This window comes from Sphingobium sp. Cam5-1, from assembly GCF_015693305.1.
Classification (GTDB): domain Bacteria; phylum Pseudomonadota; class Alphaproteobacteria; order Sphingomonadales; family Sphingomonadaceae; genus Sphingobium.
Genome location: NZ_CP065138.1, coordinates 2,470,020 through 2,491,244, shown reverse-complemented (window position 1 = coordinate 2,491,244; position 21,225 = coordinate 2,470,020). Strand labels below are relative to the sequence as shown.

At 62.3% G+C, this 21,225-nt stretch carries 26 protein-coding genes; 17 read left to right on the top strand and 9 right to left on the bottom strand.

Going from position 1 to position 21,225, the window contains the following annotated elements; translation table 11 throughout:
* Nucleotides 1-199: 199 nt before the first annotated feature.
* Genes pgmG through IZV00_RS12430 form a run of 3 tightly spaced genes read right to left on the bottom strand, consistent with a single transcriptional unit; the run spans nt 200 to nt 2,847 of the window.
* Nucleotides 200-1,570, bottom strand: coding sequence for a phosphoglucomutase/phosphomannomutase PgmG (gene pgmG / locus IZV00_RS12440; protein ID WP_196224928.1), 1,371 nt, complete (start codon nt 1,568-1,570; stop codon nt 200-202).
* Nucleotides 1,571-1,588: 18 nt separating this feature from the next.
* Complete coding sequence (locus IZV00_RS12435) at nt 1,589-2,038, bottom strand: DnaJ domain-containing protein (protein WP_196224927.1); 450 nt, start codon at nt 2,036-2,038, stop codon at nt 1,589-1,591.
* Nucleotides 2,038-2,847 carry a division plane positioning ATPase MipZ gene (locus IZV00_RS12430; protein WP_196224926.1) on the bottom strand — a complete coding sequence of 270 codons (810 nt, stop codon included), beginning with the start codon at nt 2,845-2,847 and terminating at the stop codon, nt 2,038-2,040. The genes IZV00_RS12435 and IZV00_RS12430 overlap by 1 nt, the downstream gene beginning before the upstream one ends.
* 103 nt (nt 2,848-2,950) lie before the next feature.
* Here IZV00_RS12430 and panC point away from each other — a divergent pair, with 103 nt between their 5' ends.
* Nucleotides 2,951-3,796 carry a pantoate--beta-alanine ligase gene (gene panC / locus IZV00_RS12425; RefSeq protein WP_196224925.1) on the top strand — a complete coding sequence of 282 codons (846 nt, stop codon included), beginning with the start codon at nt 2,951-2,953 and terminating at the stop codon, nt 3,794-3,796.
* 344 nt (nt 3,797-4,140) lie between these two features.
* Here the strand turns inward: panC and IZV00_RS12420 are convergent, their stop codons facing one another.
* Both IZV00_RS12420 and hemE read right to left on the bottom strand, forming a co-directional pair.
* Nucleotides 4,141-4,581 carry a CopD family protein gene (locus IZV00_RS12420; protein ID WP_196224924.1) on the bottom strand — a complete coding sequence of 147 codons (441 nt, stop codon included), beginning with the start codon at nt 4,579-4,581 and terminating at the stop codon, nt 4,141-4,143.
* Complete coding sequence (gene hemE / locus IZV00_RS12415; RefSeq protein WP_196224923.1) at nt 4,581-5,642, bottom strand: uroporphyrinogen decarboxylase; 1,062 nt, start codon at nt 5,640-5,642, stop codon at nt 4,581-4,583. Before hemE ends, IZV00_RS12420 begins: the two co-directional genes overlap by 1 nt.
* Nucleotides 5,643-5,930: 288 nt before the next feature.
* On the opposite strand from hemE, the gene IZV00_RS12410 reads away from it, so the two are divergent.
* The 11 genes from IZV00_RS12410 to IZV00_RS12360 all read left to right on the top strand — a co-directional run bounded on the left by IZV00_RS12410 (nt 5,931) and on the right by IZV00_RS12360 (nt 12,999).
* Nucleotides 5,931-6,758 carry a pyruvate, water dikinase regulatory protein gene (locus IZV00_RS12410; protein WP_196224922.1) on the top strand — a complete coding sequence of 276 codons (828 nt, stop codon included), beginning with the start codon at nt 5,931-5,933 and terminating at the stop codon, nt 6,756-6,758.
* Complete coding sequence (locus IZV00_RS12405) at nt 6,755-7,348, top strand: Maf family protein (RefSeq protein WP_196224921.1); 594 nt, start codon at nt 6,755-6,757, stop codon at nt 7,346-7,348. Before IZV00_RS12410 ends, IZV00_RS12405 begins: the two co-directional genes overlap by 4 nt.
* Complete coding sequence (gene aroE, locus IZV00_RS12400) at nt 7,345-8,166, top strand: shikimate dehydrogenase (protein WP_196224920.1); 822 nt, start codon at nt 7,345-7,347, stop codon at nt 8,164-8,166. The genes IZV00_RS12405 and aroE overlap by 4 nt, the downstream gene beginning before the upstream one ends.
* A 5-nt stretch (nt 8,167-8,171) precedes the next feature.
* Nucleotides 8,172-8,765 (top strand): dephospho-CoA kinase, encoded by a 594-nt coding sequence (coaE, locus tag IZV00_RS12395; RefSeq protein WP_196224919.1) that lies wholly within the window; start codon nt 8,172-8,174, stop codon nt 8,763-8,765.
* 34 nt (nt 8,766-8,799) lie between these two features.
* Nucleotides 8,800-9,492 carry a DNA polymerase III subunit epsilon gene (gene dnaQ, locus IZV00_RS12390; RefSeq protein WP_196224918.1) on the top strand — a complete coding sequence of 231 codons (693 nt, stop codon included), beginning with the start codon at nt 8,800-8,802 and terminating at the stop codon, nt 9,490-9,492.
* An 80-nt stretch (nt 9,493-9,572) separates the two neighbouring features.
* On the top strand, nt 9,573-10,178 hold the full coding sequence (gene hpf, locus IZV00_RS12385; RefSeq protein ID WP_196224917.1) for a ribosome hibernation-promoting factor, HPF/YfiA family: 606 nt from the start codon (nt 9,573-9,575) through the stop codon (nt 10,176-10,178).
* Nucleotides 10,179-10,316: 138 nt separating this feature from the next.
* Nucleotides 10,317-10,784 (top strand): PTS sugar transporter subunit IIA, encoded by a 468-nt coding sequence (locus IZV00_RS12380; protein WP_196224916.1) that lies wholly within the window; start codon nt 10,317-10,319, stop codon nt 10,782-10,784.
* 1 nt (nt 10,785) lies between these two features.
* Nucleotides 10,786-11,241 carry a PaaI family thioesterase gene (locus IZV00_RS12375; RefSeq protein ID WP_196226643.1) on the top strand — a complete coding sequence of 152 codons (456 nt, stop codon included), beginning with the start codon at nt 10,786-10,788 and terminating at the stop codon, nt 11,239-11,241.
* A complete protein-coding gene (locus IZV00_RS12370) occupies nt 11,231-11,569 on the top strand; it encodes a DUF1491 family protein (protein WP_230463202.1) in 339 nt (112 codons plus the stop codon). The genes IZV00_RS12375 and IZV00_RS12370 overlap by 11 nt, the downstream gene beginning before the upstream one ends.
* A gap of 181 nt (nt 11,570-11,750) precedes the next feature.
* Entirely contained in the window at nt 11,751-12,398 is a 648-nt protein-coding gene (locus IZV00_RS12365; protein WP_196224915.1) for a cell wall hydrolase, read from the top strand.
* A gap of 109 nt (nt 12,399-12,507) precedes the next feature.
* Nucleotides 12,508-12,999 (top strand): MmcB family DNA repair protein, encoded by a 492-nt coding sequence (locus tag IZV00_RS12360; protein WP_196224914.1) that lies wholly within the window; start codon nt 12,508-12,510, stop codon nt 12,997-12,999.
* 24 nt (nt 13,000-13,023) lie between these two features.
* On the opposite strand, the gene IZV00_RS12355 is transcribed toward IZV00_RS12360, so the two are convergent.
* Nucleotides 13,024-13,257 (bottom strand): hypothetical protein, encoded by a 234-nt coding sequence (locus IZV00_RS12355; protein WP_196224913.1) that lies wholly within the window; start codon nt 13,255-13,257, stop codon nt 13,024-13,026.
* Nucleotides 13,258-13,565: 308 nt separating this feature from the next.
* On the bottom strand, nt 13,566-14,189 hold the full coding sequence (locus IZV00_RS12350; RefSeq protein ID WP_196224912.1) for an ankyrin repeat domain-containing protein: 624 nt from the start codon (nt 14,187-14,189) through the stop codon (nt 13,566-13,568).
* Nucleotides 14,190-14,235: 46 nt separating this feature from the next.
* Between IZV00_RS12350 and IZV00_RS12345 the strand changes: the two genes are divergently transcribed.
* The 3 genes from IZV00_RS12345 to IZV00_RS12335 are packed head-to-tail and all read left to right on the top strand — an operon-like array spanning nt 14,236 to nt 16,013.
* Complete coding sequence (locus IZV00_RS12345; RefSeq protein ID WP_196224911.1) at nt 14,236-14,892, top strand: SCO family protein; 657 nt, start codon at nt 14,236-14,238, stop codon at nt 14,890-14,892.
* Between the two features lie 4 nt (nt 14,893-14,896).
* A complete protein-coding gene (locus IZV00_RS12340) occupies nt 14,897-15,322 on the top strand; it encodes a YcgN family cysteine cluster protein (RefSeq protein ID WP_230463201.1) in 426 nt (141 codons plus the stop codon).
* Nucleotides 15,303-16,013 (top strand): M48 family metallopeptidase, encoded by a 711-nt coding sequence (locus tag IZV00_RS12335; protein WP_196224909.1) that lies wholly within the window; start codon nt 15,303-15,305, stop codon nt 16,011-16,013. Before IZV00_RS12340 ends, IZV00_RS12335 begins: the two co-directional genes overlap by 20 nt.
* Here the strand turns inward: IZV00_RS12335 and trhO are convergent.
* Nucleotides 16,010-16,825, bottom strand: a complete 816-nt coding sequence (gene trhO / locus IZV00_RS12330; protein ID WP_196224908.1) for an oxygen-dependent tRNA uridine(34) hydroxylase TrhO — start codon at nt 16,823-16,825, stop codon at nt 16,010-16,012. The two genes, IZV00_RS12335 and trhO, sit on opposite strands and share 4 nt — an antisense overlap.
* Before the next feature lie 64 nt (nt 16,826-16,889).
* Here trhO and pdeM point away from each other — a divergent pair, with 64 nt between their 5' ends.
* On the top strand, nt 16,890-17,549 hold the full coding sequence (gene pdeM, locus IZV00_RS12325; RefSeq protein WP_196224907.1) for a ligase-associated DNA damage response endonuclease PdeM: 660 nt from the start codon (nt 16,890-16,892) through the stop codon (nt 17,547-17,549).
* Nucleotides 17,550-17,735: 186 nt separating this feature from the next.
* A complete protein-coding gene (locus IZV00_RS12320) occupies nt 17,736-20,507 on the top strand; it encodes a TonB-dependent receptor (RefSeq protein ID WP_196224906.1) in 2,772 nt (923 codons plus the stop codon).
* Here the strand turns inward: IZV00_RS12320 and IZV00_RS12315 are convergent.
* Nucleotides 20,485-21,219, bottom strand: coding sequence for a YggS family pyridoxal phosphate-dependent enzyme (locus IZV00_RS12315; RefSeq protein ID WP_196224905.1), 735 nt, complete (start codon nt 21,217-21,219; stop codon nt 20,485-20,487). The genes IZV00_RS12320 and IZV00_RS12315 overlap by 23 nt on opposite strands.
* Nucleotides 21,220-21,225 lie beyond the last annotated feature (6 nt).

The following is a 21,225-nucleotide window of genomic DNA, read 5'->3' as shown; positions in this document are numbered from 1 at the left end:
GAAGGACGGCTTGGAAGTTTTAGGAGAGGATGCCTGAAAGGCCTGTCCTCTTTGCGGGCCAACGCTTTCTTTCGCAACTGCGAAAGACAAGTACACGGTTGCGTTTATTGCAACTGTCAACAATTGGGCGGAATCCGTAGCGGAAATGGGAATGCCGATTGAGGGAGTTTTTGTGAATGATCGGCTGTGGCGCTGCGGCTCAACCCTGAAAATCTAGCACTGATTCGGACAAATGGCGAAAAAGATCAGCCCGCAGGCGATCGAGCCCCTGCTGATTCGTCGATTCGATTCTGGCCACCAGTTCCGCCTGCGTGTTGGATGCGCGCAGCAGCCACCATCCGTCTTCGGTGGTGACCCGGGCGCCGTCGATGGCGTTGAGGCTCGCGCCTGCCGCTCGCAAGCGCGAAACTATTTCTGCGACGATCGCGAATTTCCGGTCTTCATCCACCGGGAATCGTAATTCGGGCGTGTTTACCAGCGGCGGCAGTGCGTCATGAAGAGCGGTCAGGCTCTTACCGAGGCGGCTGACCAGCCGGATAAGGCGCACGGCGGCGTAAAGGCCATCGTCGAAGCCGTAATAATCATCAGCGAAGAAGATGTGGCCGGTCATTTCGCCGCCTAATGGGCTGCCGATCTGCTTCATCTTCGATTTGATGAGGCTGTGGCCGGTTTTCCACATCAGCGGCGTGCCGCCCAGCGCCGTGACGCGATCGAACAGCGCCTGGCTGGATTTCACGTCGGCGACGATGGTGGCACCGGGCCTGTCCAGCAACACGGGTTCGGCGAACAAGGAGAGCAGCTGGTCGCCCCAGATGGTGCGCCCCTGTCCATCGACCACGCCGATCCGGTCGCCGTCCCCGTCGAAAGCCAGTCCGAAATGGAGGTTGTTGGCGAGGACAAGGGCGCGCAGGTCGTGCAGATTCGCCTCGATCGTCGGATCGGGGTGATGATGGGGAAAATTGCCGTCTATTTCGGTGAAAAGCGTGTGGTGCTCACCCGGCAGCAGCTGGACGAGCTTGTCCACGACCGGACCTGCGGCGCCACTGCCTGCGTCCCAGGCGATGCGGAGCGCGCCGCCGTCGAACCCCTCCATCAGGCGGGCGACATATTGGTCCATGATGTCGATGGTGGAGCGAATGCCGTTTCCTTGTTCCCAATCGCCCGCAGCGGCGATGGCGCCAAGCCGCATGATGTCCGCGCCAAAAAAGGCTTCATGCGCAAGTACCAGCTTGAAGCCATTGTGATCGGCGGGATTATGGCTGCCGGTTATCTGGATGCCGCCATCAACATCGAGCGTCGCTTCGGCATAATAGAGCATTGGCGTGGGGCCGAGGCCGATGCGCAGGGCGTTGGTGCCGCTGTCGGCGAGGCCGTTGACCACGGCCGCTTCGAGCATCGGTGAGCTGAGGCGGCCGTCATAGCCGACCGCGACCGATGATCCGCCATTGCGCCTGACGATCGTGCCGAAGCTGCGGCCCAGCGCGTAGGCGTCTTCCTCTCCCAAGGTTTTGCCGACTATACCGCGCATGTCATATTCGCGGAGCAGCGAGGGATGGAAGCGGTGGGACATGAGCTCTGTTCTACAGCCTTAGCGGCGGCGGGCGGCTTCTTTTTTCTCGGGTTCGGCGAGTAGCAGGTCGCGGGCGGCGTTGATTTCCGCCGCCAGCGCTTCGGTGCCGCCGCGATCGGGATGGACCGAGGCGATCAGACGCCGGTGGGCGGAACGGATCATGGTCTCATCGGCGTCTTCGGGGACGCCGAGGAGGGCGCGTGCCCTTGCGATGCTGGGGGCTTCGGGTGGCGCCTTGGGCGGGGTGGCGGCGGATCGCCTTTTCTTCTGCCGCGATTGGGACAGGAAGAAGAGTGCCGCACCGAGGAGCAGGGGCGCTCCGGCTAGCGGTTTGCCCTTGGCCGCCATGACCGCGCCGACCAGCGCGCCGCCGAGCACCATGCCATCCTTCACACTCATGCGCTGCAATCGTCCCGTCCAGATGAGCCAGGCGGCAAGCCCGAGAAGAAGAAAGGCGAAAAGGCCCATCAGGCCGCGCCGAGGAGATCGACCGGCGAATTTTCCTCACGAGCGGGGAGAGCAAGGCCGGACACCATCTCGCGCAGTTCCTGGCGCGCGGCGATGTGGCTGACGCCAAGGTCGCCGAGATGCCCCTTGTCGAGCAGGGTGAGGCCCGAGGGAAAGAGTTCGCGGAAGATGACGCGTTCGGACAGGCCCGGAATCACGCGGAAACCGACGCGGCGGGAGAGTTCCATGAGGGCATCGCCCACGCGCTTCTTGTTGCGGGCATCATGGTGCTGGACGCGGTTGCGTAGCACGACCCAGTCGATCGAGACGCCATCCGCCTTGGCGCGAGTCTTGCGCGCTTCGAAGATGAGTTCGGAATAGAAGGACAGGCGGCGGACCTTGAAAGTTTCCGCGTCCACCTGTCCGATGAGGTCGAAGTCGACGAAGCTGTCGTTCATCGGCGTCACCAGCGTGTTGGCGCGGGCGGCCATGTGGCGGGCGAACAGGTCGTCGCGGCCGGGGGTGTCGACGACCAGGAAATCCTTGCCCTGGGCGACGGCGGCGGCTTCTTCCTCCAGCGCTTCGATCGTGTCGCCCTTCAGCACGGCAAAGTCGGGCGCGGGGAGGTCGATGCCGCGGCGGCGGGCCGTTTCGGCGCGATTTTCCATGTAGCGGGTGACGGTGCGCTGGCGCGGATCGAGGTCGATCATGCCGACCTTGTAGCCGAGCGCGGTCAAGGCGATCGCGGTGTGCACGGCAGTGGTCGATTTGCCGGTCCCGCCCTTTTCATTGGCGAAGACGATATGATGCGTTTGGGTGTTCGGACCCATTGATAACCCCGTTTATTGCCGCAACGATTCTTGACCCACTTGCCGGGCCGTGCCTTTAGCAGGATAGTCCCCGTACCCCTGCCATATCGGAGCCCCTCGTCCCGTGCAAACCCTGCGTGACCTTCCTTCCCTGCGATCCGCCATCGATGCGATGAAAAGCGATGGGCGGCCTGTCGCTTTGGTGCCGACGATGGGCGCGCTGCATGAGGGGCATATGGCGCTGGTCGAGGAAGCGCGGCGGCTTGGCGGGCATGTCGTCGTGTCGATCTTCGTCAATCCGCGGCAGTTTGGCGCCAATGAGGATCTGGACGCTTATCCGCGGCGCGAGGCCAAGGATGCGCAGATGTGCCAGGCGGCAGGAGTCGATGCGCTGTGGGTGCCGACGGCCGAGGTCATGTATCCGGCAGGCTATGCGACCAATATTTCCGTTTCGGGGATCACCGAGGGACTCGATGGCGCGGCGCGGCCGGGGCATTTCGACGGGGTGGCGACGGTTGTCACTAAGCTGTTCAATCAGGTGCAGCCTGATGTCGCGCTGTTCGGGGAGAAGGATTATCAACAGCTCGCAACCATCCGGCAGATGGTGCGCGACCTTGATATGCGGATCGAGATCATCGGCGTGCCGACGCAGCGGGCCGAGGATGGCCTCGCTTTGTCATCGCGCAACGCCTATCTGACCGAGGATGAGCGCAAGGACGCGCTCGCCCTGCCCCGCGCGCTGGGTGAAGCGGCCCGGCAGATGGAGAAGGGCGCGAGCGTCGAGGCGGCGATTGCCAAGGCAATTACAATGCTGGCCGCGCATGGCTTTGATCCCATTGATTATGTGACGCTTTGCGATGCGGTGACGCTGGAGCCGATGAATGTACTGGATCGTCCGGCCCGGCTATTGGGCGCGGCGAAGCTGGGGCGGACGCGGCTGATCGACAATATCGCGGTCGATCCGGCCTGAGCTTGCCCCGACTATATAATCAAATTGAAGCTGCTGGCACCTGAGCCCGCATTTTCCCGTCTGATCTCTTCAAGGCGCTGGCGAATATGGCGGCGGCGGCTGAACACGCCAAAAGCCCGCAAAACGAAGCTGGTCACGACCCTCTCTCCTTATTCTTTGGCGAGGAAAATTAGCGTCGATTTCGATTGCTGCAATATGTCGGTAGACATGCGAAATTAGTTAGGTGCGGTGCGCGTAGGGCCTGCTTTCAAGAGAAGAGAAGGGCTTCGACAAGCTCAGCCCGAACGGGTGGGGTGATTGCCCGTGATCAGGGCTGCGCTGGGACGACGGCGTTGGGGTTTGTGTCAGAAGGGTTTGACGATCACCGCGACGACGATCACCGCAGCGGCGATGCCGGGGACTTCGTTGACAAGGCGCAGCTTCTTTTCGCTCATGGGGCGCAGACCCCTGGCGAGTTTCTTCGTATAGCCCGCGATCCAGCCATGATAGGCGGAGAGGCCGAGGACGAAGAGCAGTTTCAGGTGGAACCAGCCGAAATGCCAGGCGCCGATTTCGACCATCAGCATGAGGCCGAAAACCCAGACGAGGATCAGCGAGGGGTTGAGGATGATCTTGAGCAGGCGTCGTTCGCGGTCGATCCATTTGCGGTCTTCATCTGATCCCACGGCACATTGGTGGTGATAGACGAAGAAGCGCGGCATCATGAACAATCCGGCCATCAGGAAGATGACGAAGATCACATGGGCGGCCTTCACCCACAGATAGGCGGCACCGAGATAAGGCATCAGCTCTGCTTTCCTTGCCGGACATAGGCGATCAACGCTTCGACATGGGCGATGGGCGTGTCGGGAAGAATCCCATGGCCAAGATTGAGGATATGCGGACGGTCTGCAAAAGCCGCGCGGATATTGTCGACCGATTGTTCGACCGCACTACCCCCGGCGATCAGCGCCAGCGGATCGAGATTGCCCTGTACCGGCAAGCCTTGTGGCAGGACGCGGTTGGCCCAGTGCGGATCGATGGTTTCATCCACGCCGATCGCATCGACGCCCGTGCCCGCCGCATAATCGGCGAGTTTGGCGCCCGCGCCTTTGGGAAAGCCGATGATGGGAACATTGGGGTGGAGGCTTTTAAGCTTCTCGACGATGCGCCGGTTGGGTTCGATTACCCAGCGTTCGAACTGGAGTGGCGCGAGGCTGCCTGCCCAGCTGTCGAACAGTTGCACTGCCTCTACCCCTGCCTCGATCTGGCCCGAAAGATAGGTGACGGTCGATTCAATGATCGCGTCGATGATCGCGCTGAAACGTTCGGGGTCCTGATAAGCGAGGCGACGGGCCGCACCCTGATCCTTGCTGCCCTGCCCGGCCACCATATAGGTCGAGATTGTCCAGGGGCTGCCTGCAAAGCCGAGGAAGGTGACGGAGGGGTCGAGGGCTGCCTTTACCTGCCGCACCGTCTCATAGACGGCCTCATAGCGGCTGAGATCAGGTTTGAGCGCGGAGAGGTCCGTTTCGCTGAGGATCGGCGCTAGGCGCGGCCCCTCCCCCGTTTCAAACCACAGGTCCTGTCCCATCGCATAGGGCACGATCAAAATGTCGGAAAAGAGGATCGCGCCGTCGAAGCCGAAACGGCGGAGCGGCTGAAGCGTGACTTCGGCAGCGGCGGGGCTGTCATAGACCAGTTCGAGGAACCCGCCCTTCTGTGCCCGTAAGGCGCGATATTCGGGAAGGTAGCGGCCGGCCTGGCGCATCAGCCACATGGGCGGTGGGCTAAGGCATTCCCCCTTCAGGACGGAAAGCAGCGGCTTGGAAGGCCCGGCGGAAAGGCCGGTATCTGGTCCCGTCATAAACTCTCTTATTTAGATTCTTAAAAGGATGATGGAGATAGTAGGGCAGTTGGTAGCGGGGTTTATGCGCAGCGCCCGGATTTGCCAACAGCTTGACTCTCCAGGTCTACGGATTCGGGACCGAGTCAGTGTGGGCCATCCACGCTATCCACAGGCTGTGGATGAAAATGAGGACCTGTTGGGGGCATGTGGATAAGATTCCGGCCAATGGGTACTATCCAAAAGGGGTAGTTTTGCCCGCAACCTATCCCTTGCTTTATCCACAGGCTCCCCACAGAGATATGCGTCATGTCGCGTATCCATCTGCATTTGCTGTCTGACTCCACCGGCGAGACGCTGGAAAATATCGCCAAGGCGGCGATCGGCGCGTTCGAGAATGTGGAAGCAGTGCGCCATTTCTGGCCGATGGTGCGGTCGGATGTCCATCTCGACCGGATCATGGAGGAGATTTCGGCCAATCCGGGGTTGGTGCTGTTCACATTGTCCAATCATCAGTTGCGGCGGCGGCTGGAGACGCGCTGCCGGGCGCTCGGCCTGCCGCATGTTGCGGCGCTGGACAGCGTGACGGACGCGCTGTCGAACATATTGGGGCAGGAAACGCGCAATCGGCCGGGGCGCAAACATATTTTGGACGAAGCCTATTTCGCCCGGATCGAGGCGATCCAGTTCACCATCGCTCATGATGACGGGGTGGGGCATGAAAATTGGGAGGAGGCCGACATCGTTCTGGCGGGCGTGTCGCGCGCGTCCAAGACGCCGACCTCCATCTATCTGGCTAATCGCGGGTACAAGACCGCGAACATCCCGCTGGTGGTGCAGTCGCCGCCACCGCGCAGCCTTTACGGGTTGAAGCATCCGATGGTCGTGGGGCTTACGGTCAGTCCCGAGCGGCTGGTGCAGATACGTCGTAATCGCCTGCTGTCGCTCAATCAGGCGCCGGAGACCAGCTATGTCGATCTGGATAAGGTGCAGGAGGAATTGGCCTTTGCCCGGCGGATGTTTGCCGACAATGGCTGGCCGGTGATCGACATGACGCGGCGATCGATCGAGGAAGCGGCGGCGGCGATCATCAACCTGTTCAACGACCGCGTATTGGCGGAGGGGAGTGACCTATGATCGTGCTGGCGTCGCAAAGCGCGAGCCGCAGGGCGCTGTTGCAGGCGGCGGGGGTGCCGTTTGAGGCTATGTCGCCCGGTGTCGATGAAGAAGCGGCGAAGGAAGCGTTGCGCGGCGATGGGCTAGACGCGCGTGCCTTGGCTGATGCGCTGGCGGAATTGAAGGCTTTGCGGGTGTCGCGCCGCGTGCCGGGCGGGTTGATATTGGGTTGCGACCAGACTCTGAGCCTAAATGATGGCAGCATGATCGACAAGGCGGTGGATCGCGCCGACGCGGAGCAAATCTTGCGGTCCTTGTCGGGGCGGGTCCATCATCTGCATAGCGCGGCGGTGATAGCGCTGAACGGCGAGCCGATCTGGCGGCATGTCGAGCGGGTGCGGATGACGGTGCGGACCCTGTCAGATAGTTTCATAGCTAAGTATCTGGACGAGGAATGGGAGCATTGCCGCTGGTGTGTCGGCAATTACCGGATCGAGGGGCCGGGCGTGCAATTGTTCAGCAAGGTTGAGGGCAGCCAGTTCGCGATTCAGGGGCTGCCGCTGCTTCCGCTGCTTGACTTTCTGCGCATCCGGGGCGTTCTGCCAGCATGACTGACAAGCTCCCTTATGCAGAAGTGATCGGCGATCCGATCGCGCACAGCAAATCGCCGCTCATCCATAATTTCTGGCTCGATTGCCTGGGGATTGAGGCGGAATATCGCAAGACGCATGTGACGGCGGAGGGGCTGGCCGCCTATTTTCTGGAGCGGCGGGCTGATCCCGATTGGCTGGGGTGCAATGTCACCATTCCGCACAAGATCGCCGTGATGGATTATACCGACGATCCGGGCGGGGTGCGGGAGCGGATCGGGGCGATGAACACGATCGCCAGCGAGACCGGCGGGCCGTTGATCGGCACCAATACTGATGCGGGCGGATTCCTTCAGCCGCTGCTGCGTGACAAGTGGAAGGGTGAGAGTGCGGTTCTGGTCGGGGCTGGGGGCGCGGCGCGGGCGATCCTGTTTGCGCTCACCAGCCTTGGCGTGGCGGATATTACCGTGATGGTGCGCGATGCGGCGAAGGGGCAGGCGTTGCTTGACCGGGCGAAGGTCAAGGGACGCGTGATCGGCATGGGCGATCCGCTTCCGGCGGCCGATCTGCTGGTCAACACCAGTTCGCTGGGCATGGTGGGACAGCCGGTGCTTGATCTTGATCTGTCGCCGCTGGCCCGCGATGCGACGGTTTATGACATCGTCTATGCGCCGCTAGAGACCGAGCTGCTCAAGGCAGCACGGGCGCGGGGTTTGAAGGCGTTGGATGGGTTGGAGATGCTGATCGGGCAGGCCGCGCTGGCGTTCGATATTTTCTTCGACGCGCAGGCGCCGCGCGACCGGGACGATGAATTGCGCGCGCTGCTGCTGGCGGCCTGAAGGCCATGAAGATCTATGGGCTGACCGGATCGATCGGCATGGGGAAGTCGGCCGTCGCCGCCATGCTGCGGCGGGAGGGTGTGCCACTGTTCGATGCGGACGCCGAGGTGCATCGGTTGCAGGGGCCCGACGGCAGGTTGTTGCCAGCGATCGAGGCGCGCTTTCCCGGAACGACGGGACCGGAAGGTGTGGATCGGGGCAAGCTGGGCGCGGCGGTGTTTGGCCATCCGCAGGAACTGAAGGCGCTGGAGGCGATCGTCCATCCGGCGGTCAAGGAAGAGCGGAAGGCTTTCCTGCGCCGTCATCGCTCGCGCGCCTTTGTCGTGCTGGATATCCCCTTGCTGTTCGAAGGCCATATGGAGCGGACGCTGGCGGGAGTCATCGTGGTGACGGCGCCCGCCTGGAAGCAGCGTAGGCGCGTGTTGGCGCGCAAGGGCATGACGGCGGCGAAATTTCGTAGAATCCTGCACTTGCAGACGCCCGATGCTGAAAAACGGCGGCGGGCGGACTATATCATCCATACAGGCACCACATTTGCCGCCACACAGGCACAGGTGAGGCGCTTGGCGGCTTGCCTTGGATCAAAGACAGGTCGATAAGGAAAAGCCCGGCAGAGTCGGTGTGAAGAGGTCCATGCGCGAGATTATTTTCGACACCGAAACGACTGGATTTGACCCTGTATCGGGCGACCGGCTCGTGGAAATAGGTTGCATCGAACTCGTGAACCGGGTGCCTTCCGGCCGCACCTTCCATGCTTATTATAATCCCCAGCGGGCGATGCCCGCCGCCGCCGAGGCGATTCATGGGCTTTCGGACATATTCCTGAAGGACAAGCCGCTTTTCGCTCATGGGGTCGAGGATCTGCTGGCGTTCCTGGAGGATAGCCCTCTGGTCGCGCACAACGCGCGGTTCGATTTTGGCTTCCTCAACCATGAGTTGAAGCTGTGCGGCCTGCCCGAAGTCGGCATGCACCGGATGATCGATACCGTCGCAATCGCGCGGCAGATGCATCCGGGGGCCAAGCACAGCCTGGATGCGCTCTGCACACGCTATGGCATCGATCGCAGCCATCGGATCAAGCATGGCGCGTTGCTGGACGCTGAATTGTTGGCGCAGCTGTATATCGAACTGACTGGCGGCCGTCAGATCGGCCTCGGTCTTGCACAGGAGGAGGATAAAGACGCCATTCGGGTGGAACTTGCGAGCGGTATCGCGGTTCGCCCTGTTCGTCCCGCGCGGGTCTTCATGGCCAGCGCGATGGAGCTGGAGAGGCATGCAGCGTTTGTCGCGACGCTGGAAAAGCCGCTCTGGCTGGAGGAGGCTTGAAGGCTGGCTGACATACTGCCCTTCACGCTTCGCCCAACCGGACTGCCTCCTGCAGCCCGGCAAGAACAAGGAGAAGGCATATGGATATTCGTGTTTCCGGCCATCAGGTCGATACGGGCGACGCTCTGAAAGAGCATGTCGCGACCCGATTGGAGGCGATGGCCGAGAAATATTTTTCGCGCACGATTTCCGCCCAGGTCACGTTTCGGCCTGCACCCCACGGGGCGTTCCACTGCGATATCGTCTGCCATGTGATGACTGGCCTGATCCTGAAAGGCGCGGGCGAGGCGCAGGAGGCGCATCCGGCATTCGATCAGGCGGCAGAAAAGATCGAACGGCAGCTGCGGCGGTACATGCGCCGCCTGAAGGACCGCCATCCCCAAGCCATTGCGGCGGAGGCTCAGCGCGCCAATGGCTATGAGCTGAACGGCATGGATGGCGCGGGCTATACCATCTTTGCTTCGTCGCCGGAGGAGGAAGAACCGGCCGACGCGCCGCTGATCGTGGCGGAAACGCGGGTCGATATTCCTGAAGCCAGCGTGTCTGACGCAGTGATGATGCTGGACCTGCGCAACACCAATGCGCTGCTGTTCCTGAATGCTGGCACATCCGCCTATAACATGGTCTATCGCCGTCATGACGGGACGATCGGATGGGTGGAACCGCGGTTGGAAGCGCGCGCCTGACAGGTGCCTGACACCGGGTCCCGGCCCCGGGCTGCCATTGACCCAGAGCGGCAGGCAGCCTATGGGGCCGGGCTTTATATCCCCGGACAAGCGCGGTTTTTAAGGGGCAGCGCGCATGCCGGCTGTTCCAGGTTGGTCATGGTTCATTTCAACGACATCGTCGCGCCGCAGGCACTTGCAACAGACGTCTCGGCGAATGGCAAGAAGCCGCTGTTCCAGAAAATCGCGCAACTGGCCGCGTCCGCCTATGGTCTGGAGGCGAACGCGGTATCGGAAGCACTGTTCGAGCGCGAACGACTGGGATCGACCGGCTTTGGCGGCGGAGTCGCCATCCCGCATGCGAAGATTCCCGGCCTGGACCGGATGAGGGGCGTCGTCATCCTGCTCAATCCCCCGCTTGCCTTCGACGCGGTCGATGATGCGCCGGTCGACATCGTCTTCGCCTTGCTGTCGCCGGTCGATAGCGGGGCGGAACATTTGAAGACGCTCGCCCGCGTGTCGCGCTATCTGCGTGATGAGGGGCATGTCGCCCGGCTGCGCGGGGCGAAGTCAGCCGAGGCGCTGCACGCGCTGCTGGCCGGTGGCGAAGCGCGTGACGCCGCCTGAAATGGACGGCGCGCCGAGCGGCGAGGCGGCGCATTTCCGTGCGCTCGAGAATCTCTATCGTTCCGCGCCGATCAACCGGATGTTCCGGTCGGAGCTGACGATTCCCGAGGCGGGCCGGTCGATCATCGAGTTCGATGTCGATGAAGAACAGTTTCACGCGGCGGGCGCGGTTCATGGCACCGTCTATTTCAAGATGATGGACGATGCCGCCTTTTATGCTGCGAACAGCCTTGTCAGCGATCGTTTTCTGCTGACGACCGCCTTCAACCTGCTGTTCACCCGCCCGATCGGGCCGGGCCGGATCCGGGCCGAAGGGCGGTGGATCAGCGGCAAGCGGCGGGTGTTCGTCGCCGAAGCGAGCCTGATCGACATGGACGGCGAAGAGGTAGGCCGGGGAACGGGCACCTTCATGCGGTCGCAATTTCCGCTGTCTTCGCTGCCGGGCTATGCAGGCTGACCGGCTGACCAGCGCGATGCTGGTCGGCGTGCTGGTAAGGCGCGCGGCCGGGGCGGGGGGCTTTGCCACGGTGCTGGTCAAGGGCGACGAGATTAGTGGCGCAATCCTTATCGAAGCCGCTGAAAGGGGGCAGGCTATGGGCCTGTTCGAACGGGTTTCCGATTTTGCCGGTGGATATAGGTTGGAGCGTTGCGGACCCGCGCCGGAGGAGGGAAGTGATTCCCTCAATCAATATATAGCGAGGCGTCGGAGATCAGACCCCGATCTGTGGATCGTGGAACTCGATATCGCGGATGCGGAACGGTTCGCCGCTGAAACGATCTGTTGATCGTTGACTCTGAACGGATGGAAAGGCACTGGCCCCACCCAACGCTTAACGCGCAGGTTGCCAAATTCGCCCGTGGGGGGCGGGCGAGGTAAACACGCAGACGGGGGGCGGCCTGACGTCGATTATGTGATGGGGTTTTTCCCGACGTCTCTGGCCAAGAACCGCATGTTTCTGAGCTGTAATGAGTTTTCGTTTGAAGGCCGCGACTGCCGCGGCATTTGCCCTGACCGCCACCGTCGCGGTTACAGCGGCCGACATGTCGAGCGCTAGCGAAGTCGCTCCTTCGGTCGTCTCCCTTGCCGGGAATCAAGAGCTGAATGCAGCTCCGGCGGCTTCCAAGCCCGCTGTTATTTTTGCCGCGCCGCGCGAAGTCGCTCAGCCGCTGGCCAATCTTTCCAATAGCGCCGATGTGCGTGCCGACAATCTGTCCGCTCTGGTCGATGCGCAGGGCGAAGCCGAAAGCGTCGAAGGCGACATGAAATGTCTGGCTGGCGCGGTGTATTTCGAATCAAAGGGCGAGAGCCTGGAAGGCCAGCTGGCCGTTGCCCGCGTCATCATCAATCGCGTGAAGTCGGGCCGTTTCGCCAACAGCATGTGCGGCGTCGTCTATCAGCCTGGCCAGTTCAGCTTCGTCCGTGGCCGTGGCATGCCGACCATCCCGATGGCCAGCGAGAGCTGGCGTGAGGCTGTCGCGATCGCACAGATTGCGATTCAGGACAGTTGGAACAGCAAGGCCGAAGGCGCGCTGTTTTTCCATGCCCGTCGCGTGTCGCCGAGCTGGGGCAAGCGCCAGCTGGCCTCGATCGACAATCATATTTTCTATCGCTGATCCTCGGGTCGCACATCACAAGGACAGCGGGCCGGTTCAGGGAACTGAATCGGCCTTTTCTTTTGTTCCCTTCTTGTTCTAAGATAGGGGCATGAGTCCGGTTTCTTCCATGCCCACCCCTGATCGGCACTGCTCTCCCCTGACCGATGGCACGGCGCTGGCCGTGGCGCGTGGCACGCTGCGGCTGTTTTTTCGCCATGACATGAGCGGAATTTTGGAAGTGCCGCTGCCCAATGGGCGCCGCGCCGACATCATGGCGCTGGACAGCGCGGGGCGGATCAGCATCGTCGAGATCAAGTGCAGCCGCGCCGACCTGCTCGGTGACATGAAATGGCCGGATTATCTGGACTATTGCGATCGCTTTTTCTGGGCGGTGCCATCCGGCTTTGACCTGTCGCTGTTCGATAGCGAGGCTTTATGGCCAGCGCGCACGGGCCTGATCGTTGCGGATCAATATGATGCCGAATTACTGCGGCCTGCGCCGGTGGAACCGCTGGCGGCGGCACGGCGGAAAGCGGAGACACTGCGCTTTGCAAGGCGGGCGGCGCGGCGGCTGACCGCACTGGCCGATCCCGATCATGCCGCCGAGCTGGGATGGTGACATAAGGTTATCCACGATGAGGCGTCAGCGGGGGCGCGTACCCCAATATTCATCGGCCAGGAATCGGTGGAGCGCTGTCGATCCCTGCCGCGCTGCTGTCCGCGCCATGTGGCGGCGTATGTCATAGCTGCTGTTGGTGAGGCCGCTATGGAATGAATCCAGCGCCTTCTTCGTTTCATGCGGTGCATGCGTATAGGGTTGGAAGATATTGCCGAGGGCCTGTTCCCAAGCTTTCTCGATGTCGTTCTTGCGCTCCATAACCTGCCTCTCCGGGCTTGGGATGATAGAGAGGAGATGGGAAGGCGGAGGGCGTGAGACAAGGCGTGTCGGGCGAGGGGCTTAGAGTATCTTGCTTTTTAAATCACTCACCTCCGTTCGGGTTGTCCGAACGAGTCACTTGCCTCGTTCAGATGTCGAAGCCCTCCTCTTCCTAGAAAGAAGTAGAGCCGTTGGCTTCGCCGGCCTTCGGCTCGACAGGCTCAGAGCGAACGGGGTTAGGTAAGCCTGTTACAGGGCACGATTCTCTAAAACCGGCTCAATTGAATGGGGCTGGGAGAGATATGCTCTTAAAAAGTCGGTCCCTGCACCGGCCCCGAAGGCGCAGCCTTTGGCTTCGATGCTGCCAACGCCTCGACAATTCCGGAGGTGCGCGCGTCCCGTTCCGCATAGTCGCGCGCGGACATGCCAGCGATGGTGTCGCGCTTGTCCGCATTAGCCCCTTGAGCGACGAGCAGGCGGACGAGTCCGATGTCGCGCAGCTGCACCGCGCGGATCAGCGGAGTTTCGCCACTGCCGTTGGTCTTGTCGATCTGCGCCCCACCGGCGAGCAGGGTGCGGACCCCGTCCTCGAACCGGGCCTGCACCGCGTTCATGAGCGGCGTATTGCCACGATTGTCGGCAAGGTTGGGATTGGCGCCTTTGGCGAGCAGGAAGGAGAGCCATGTATTGTCACGACGGGCGATGACGAGGTGCAGCGCGGTTTCGCCGCTGGTGACGTCGCGGCTGTTGATGACGGTCGATCCGGGCTTCTGGATGAGGTCGGTGACCTTCTGCCCGTCGGCGTCCTTGACCGCCTTCAGGAAATTATAGGCGTCCGAAAATTGCGCTTGCGCCGCGACTGGCGAGAGCAATGTCAGCGCCAGAGCTGCTGCGCGCGCCGCGCCGATCCAAGCCGGAAAAGCCTTCATCATCGTCCTTAAGCCCCGTTGGCATTTGCAATAGCGCCCATAGCAGGGCATGGCTGGCGGCGCCATGAACAAAGCGATCCGATCCCTCATCCTGCCGCTCACCGCCCTGCTGGCCGCCTGCAATATGGGTGCTGGCGGCAACGCATCAAGCGAGATGGAAGGGACACGCGGGGATCTGGCCGGGGCGCGGATTGGGGCGCCTTTCATCCTGACCAATCAGGATGGGAAGAAGGTGCGCTGGGACGATCTCAAGGGCAAGTACCGGCTGGTCTATTTCGGCTACAGCTATTGCCCCGACGTCTGCCCGCTCGATTTGCAGCATATCATGCAGGGCTTTTCGCAGTTTGAGAAGGTGGATGCAAAGCGGGCGGCGAAGGTGCAGCCGATCTTCATCAGTGTCGATCCGGAGCGTGACACGCCTGCGGTTCTGAAGACCTATGTCGCGGCCTTTCACCCCAAGCTGATCGGCTTGACTGGCACGCCTGACGAGATCGCGAAGGTGGAGAAGGATTTCGTCGTCATCGCCAACAAGGAAAAGGCGGAAGGCGCCGGTGACTATCTGGTAAGCCATAGCCGCACGCCCTATCTTTTCGGCCCGGATGGCCAGCCTGTGGCATTGGTGCCGGTGGATGATCCGGGAACGGCGGACAAGCAGGAAGGCACTGCGGACGATGTGCGCGCCTTCCTGGAAAAATGGGTCAAGTGACGGTTTGAACTTCTGGGAAAAGCCCCTCGACAAGCTGGACCGCGCGGAGTGGGAAGCACTGTGCGACGGGTGCGGCAAATGCTGCCTGCACAAGGCGGAGGATGAGGATACCGGGCGCGTCTATCCGACCAACGTCGCCTGCCGATTGCTCGACCGGCATAGCGGACAGTGCAGCAATTACAGCGAACGGCGGCGCTTCGTGCCGGATTGCGTTCGGTTGACCCCGCAAAAGGTGAAGACGATCAGCTGGCTTCCGCGCACTTGTGCCTATCGGCTGCGGGGTGAGGGCAAGCCGTTGCCGTCCTGGCACTATCTGATCAGCGGCGACCGGGAAGCGGTGCATCGCGCCAAGGAGTCGGTGCGCGGCTGGACGATTGCCGAGGCGGACGCGGGCGACTGGGAAAATCATCTTGTCGACCGGGAACTCTGACAGCAGCATCACTATCGACGGCATTGCCGTTCCGGTTCGAATCCGCCGTTCAGCGCGGGCGAAGGCTTATCGCCTGTCACTGGATCATGCGCGCGGGGAGTTGCGGCTGTCGCTGCCGATGCGGGCCAATCTCAACCGGGCGCTGGGATGGGCGCAGGGGCATGAAGGCTGGGTCCGGTCGCAGATGGCGGCGCGACCTGCAATGGTGCGGTTGGAGGATGGGATTTGCTTTCCGCTGGAAGGGCGGGAAGTACGGATCTGCTGGATGGCGGATGCGTCGCGTACCGTGCGGATTGAGGGTGATCGGCTGATGCTGGGGGGCGTGCGCGAGTCGGTCGGGCCGCGTGTGCTGCGCTGGCTGAAGGCGCGGGCGAAAGCGGTGTTGGAAGAGGAGAGCCATGCGATGGCGGGCGATCATGACTTGATCGTGGCGTCGGTTGGCATTGGCGATCCGCGCAGTCGTTGGGCAAGTTGTGCGTCGAGCGGGGCGATCCGCTATAGCTGGCGCTTGATCCTGTGCCCGCCGCATGTTCGGCGGGCGACGGTTGCGCATGAACTCGCCCATTTGCTGCACATGGATCACAGTCCGGCATTCCACGCGGCCCATGCCCGGATATTGGGGGAGGACCCCAAGCCTGCCCGTGCCTGGTTGAGGGAGCATGGGGCGGGGCTGCACCGCTATGTTGTTTAGGGCGCCAGATCGCTCGCCGGGCACTCATGCGCGGCATCAGGTCGATGGGCGAGGCCGCAGTCGCGGCAGATGACATGATTGCCAGGGGCGAGGCCGTGGCCGACCGACACCCGTTCGTCGAAAACGTAGCAGTCGCCCTGCCAGCGGCTTTGTTCTTCCGGCATTTCCTCCAGATAGCGCAGAATGCCGCCGCGCAGGTGATAGACATGCTCAAAGCCGCGTGAGCGCACCAGCGCCGTCGATTTTTCGCAGCGGATACCGCCGGTGCAGAACATGGCGATGCGGGGTTCGCGGCCTTCCTCCCGCAGCTGCTCGGCGAAGCGGTCGAACCAGGCGGGGAATTCGCGGAAGGATCGGGTGCCGGGATCGATTGCGCGCTCAAAGCTGCCGACGGCGACCTCGTAAGCGTTGCGGGTGTCGATGACGATCGTGTCGGGATCGGCGATGAGCGCGTTCCATTCGGCGGGGTCGAGATAGCGCCCGGCTTGTGAGGCGGGGTCGAGATCGCCTGCGCCCAGGGTCACGATCTCCGCCTTCACTTTGACCTTCATGCGGGCGAAGGGGGCTTCGTCCGCCGTGGCGAATTTGACGTCCAGATCGGCGCAGCCCGGAAGGGTGCGGATATGGGAGAGGAGGGCGTCGATCGCCTGCTCGCTGCCCGCGACCGTGCCGTTGATACCTTCGCGCGCGAGGATCAGCGTGCCGCATGTGCCAAGTTGCGCGCAGAGATCGCGCAGCTGTGCCGCCAATGCTTCCGGATCGGGGAAGGCGGCGAAACGGTACAGCGCGGCGATGGTGAAGGGCGGAGCCATGGCGCGCCCATAGCCGCTTCAAACCGCTCTTGAAAGGGTTACAAAGAGCGCGCATAGGCGATCCATGGTTCCCTTTTCGTTCGCGGGTCACGAGTTTCTGGCTTTGCCTGAAGCGGCGCTGTTCTGGCCCGCGCGATCGGCGTTGCTGGTCGCGGATCTGCATTTTGAAAAGGCGAGCTGGTTCAGCCGATTTGGCCAGTTTCTGCCGCCGCATGACAGTCAGGCGACGCTGGACGTCATTGAAGCGCTGGTGGCGCGGACGGGCGCGCGGGCCGTCTGGTCGCTGGGTGACAGCTTTCACGATGCCGATGGGGCGGCGCGGTTGCCGTCCAAGGCGCGCGCGAGGCTGGAGGCGCTGACGGGGCGGCTCGACTGGCTCTGGATCACCGGCAATCATGATGCGGGCATGGATGCGACGCCGGGCGGGCGGCGCATGGTAGAGGCCGAGGTTGATGGCATCTGGCTTCGGCATGAGGCTGATCCGGTTGATCCGCGACCTGAGATTTCGGGGCATTTCCACCCCAAGCTGCGGCTGTCGGTGCGGGGGCGGCGGGTGTCGCGGCGCTGCTTCGTGGGATCATCGTCAAAGTTGATCCTGCCAGCGCTGGGCGCGCTTACCGGCGGGCTTGATGCAAGCCATGGAGAAATTCGCCGTGCGGTGGGTCCGGGCGCCATGGCGATGGTGCCGGTTGCGGACAGGATGCTGCGTTTTCCGCTTGGCTAGTCACGCTACGGAAACGGGGCGTTAAGCTGTTGCTGCTAAGCCACAGTGGCCTGTAATAAGGTCAAACGCCGGGCGCAAAAGGTTGGAAAGGCTGGCTTGCCTTGCCTTCGGCTTGCTGTGTCCGCATAATCGCACTCCTGAAGTCGACATGGGAAAATCATGCGCCGCAGGAGAGGAAAGGGTCTCATGAACAAGAAAAATCTCTGGCTATTGTCCGCTGGCATGATTGCGCTGGCCGGGTCGGTTTCCCATGCCCAGGCGCAGGAAGCGCAACCGCAGAACGGCGCGGCGGACGATGATGGCATCATCATCGTGACTGCGACGCGCCGCCCCAGCCCTCTGTCCGATGTGCCCATCGCGGTATCGGCTGTTTCCGCACAGGCAATGCAGAATAGCGGCGCGAGCGACATCCGCGCGCTCAACCAGCTGGCGCCGTCGCTGCTGGTGTCATCCACCGGATCGGAAGCGAATGCGTCCGCCCGTGTTCGCGGCATTGGCACGGTTGGCGACAATCCGGGCCTTGAAAGCTCGGTCGCGCTGTTCATCGATGGCGTCTACCGTTCCCGCACGGGTGCGGGGCTTAACGAACTTGGCGAGATCGAGCGGGTCGAAGTGCTGCGCGGACCGCAGGGTACGCTGTTCGGGCGCAACGCTTCGGCGGGTATGATCAACGTGATCAGCAAGGCGCCCGAATTCAAACTGGGCGGCAAGGCCGAGATAACCTACGGCAATTATGATTATTGGCGTCTGGCCGGGCGCATCACCGGACCTGTCTCCGACAAGCTGGCGCTAAGCCTGGATGGCGTGTGGTCGAAGCGGGACGGTTTTTACGACCTGGTGGATACCAGCGGCAACAAGGTTGGCGAAACCAACGATCGCGATCGCTATTTCGTGCGCGGACAGGCGCTGTTCGAGCCCAATGATGCGCTGTCGATCCGCTTGATCGGCGATTATACCAATCGTGACGAGAGCTGCTGCGGCGCGGCCTATATCGAAACGCGCGAGCGTCGGCCGGTCGCGGGTGGCGGATACAGCACCGCGCCGTTCAACCGCATCGCGGCGATCCTTGCCGGGCAGGGCAGCGTGTTCGCGGCCGATCCCTATGACCGCGAACTGACGATCACGCCCGGGCGCGACTATGTCAGCAAGGTCAAGGATTGGGGCCTGTCGGGCGAGGTCAATTATGATCTGGGCGGGACGAAGCTGACCAGCATCACCGCTTATCGCGATTATAAGAGCCAGGATTATGGCGATTATGATTATAGCGGGGCCGACCTGCTGTATCGCGATCCCAACACCTACCGCCAGTTCCGCACCTTCACGCAGGAGTTGCGCGCGCAGGGTTCGGCCTTTGGCGAGGTGCTCGACTGGTTGGTCGGCGGCTATTATGCGCATGAGAAGCTGACGCTGGAGGACAATATCGTCTTTGGCGACGATTATGGCCGCTTTGCCGCTTGCCGCCTGATGGCGGGGGCAGGCGTCAACAGCAACCTGACGGCGCAGCAGTTGGCGGCGTGCGGCAGTGGTCTGGCGACACAGGCGCTGATCACCGGGACGCAGGCGCAGCTGAATGCGGCGCTGACGCCAGCGGTCGGAGCAGGGCAGGCCGGGGCGATTTCCACCGGCTTGGGCAACGGGCTGCGCGCGCTTGCGGCCATTCCGGCGGGGACGGGCGATGTTGCCTCGGTCTATCGTCAGAAGAGCGAGAATTGGGCGCTCTTCACGCATAATATCATCCACATCACCAAGCAGCTCGATCTGACGCTTGGGTTGCGCTACACGCATGAAAGCAAGCGTTTTGCGGCCGATTTCGATAATAACAATGCGATATGCGCGGCATTGCAGGGAACGAGCTTGCCCACGTTGGCGACCACACCGGCCCTTGGCCAGGCAGCGGCGCTGGCAGGCGGCATCCTGACGCTGGGTTGCCTTGGCAACGGTTCGACCGGGCTCAACGCGCTGAACCTGAATGATCGGATCAGCGATGGTGAATTTTCCGGGACGGCGGTGCTGTCGTGGAAGCCGGTAGACGAGATGCTGGTCTATGGCAGCTATTCGAAGGGTTATAAGGCAGGCGGCTATAATCTCGATCGGTTCCAGTTGGGATCGACCGGGCTAAACCCGGTTCCGGCTGTCTTTTCGCCACGTAACAACGCAGATGTGACGAGCCTTCGCTTTGCCGCGGAGAAGGTCGACGCGTTCGAAGTGGGCCTGAAATATACCCAGCCCAAGTGGAGCGTGAACATCGCGGCGTTCCGGCAGGAGTTCAAGAATTTCCAGCTGAACACCTTCAATGGCACCAGCTTCGTGGTCCAGAATATCAATGGCTGCGACGGGTCGCTGTCGGCAGGCCGTACTTGTGACAGCGGGGATGTAGGGCCGGGCCTGATCAGCCAGGGTGTCGAGCTGGAACTGGCAGCATCGCCGGTGCGCAACGTCCGACTGGCCGGTGGATTGACCTATGCGCGGGCGAAGTTTGCTAACCGGCTGGTGGGCAGCGGCGATGGATCAGTGCCGCTTGATCCGGCGCTGTTCCTGCTGCCCGGATCGATCAACAGCCAGGCGCCCGAAATAGTGACGACCGTCAGCGCGTCCTGGACGCCGGAGATCGGCTCTACCGGGCTGTCGGCGCTGTTCTACATCGACGGGCGCATGACCAGCGACTTCAACACCGGGTCGGACCTGTTCCCCGAAAAGCGGCAGGATGGCTATGCGGTGTTCAACGCGCGTGTCGGCATCCGTGGGCCGCAACAGCGCTGGGCGGTGGAATTCTGGGGCCAGAATATCTTCAACCAGGATTATAGCCAGGTGGCCTTCAGCAGCCCGCTGCAATCAAGCAGCCCGTCCACATCGACGACCGGCCAGTTCGCGCTGGGCGCGCCGATGGCGAACCAGCTGATCTCCGCCTATCTGGCTGAACCCCGCACCTACGGCATCACGCTTCGCGGGAGTTTCTGATCATGCCTCTCCCGCTTGTCGGAACAGGGCGGGGGGGAGAGGGTCTTTCTCCGAACAAGGCGGTGCCCACGCGAATGTGGGTTGCGCCCATCATGATGGCGGTTTCGAAATCGCCCGACATGCCCATGGAAAGCTGATCCAGGCCTTCATCGCGGGCGATCTTTGCCAGCAGGGCGAAATAGGGGGCGGGTTCTACGTCTGCGGGCGGGACACACATCAGGCCTGCGACCGGGACATCGGCGTCGCGTGCGGCGCGGATCAGGGACGGGGTTTCCGCGATCGGGCAGCCGCCTTTCTGCTCTTCCGCGCCGATATTGACCTGAATGAAGCAGGGGACTTGCTTGCCCGCTGCGTCCATCGCCTTGGCGAGCGCGGTGAGCAGGGAAGGACGATCAAGCGAATGTATGACGTCAAACAGCGCGACGGCGTCGGCGGCCTTGTTGGATTGAAGTTGGCCGACGAGGTGCAGGGCGATGTCCGGCGTTTGCTCGCGGAGAGCAGGCCATTTGGCTTGCGCTTCCTGAACCCGGTTCTCGCCAAAGACGCGTTGCCCGGCTGCGATCAGCGGCAGGATGGCGGCGGCATCCTGTGTCTTGGAAACGGCGATGAGGGTGATGTCATCGGCGGTACGGCCAGTGAGACGAGCGGCCCGTCCCATGGTTTCGCGCACGGCGTTCAGGCGGTTCGCGGCTTCGATGCTGTCGGTCGTCATGCGGGC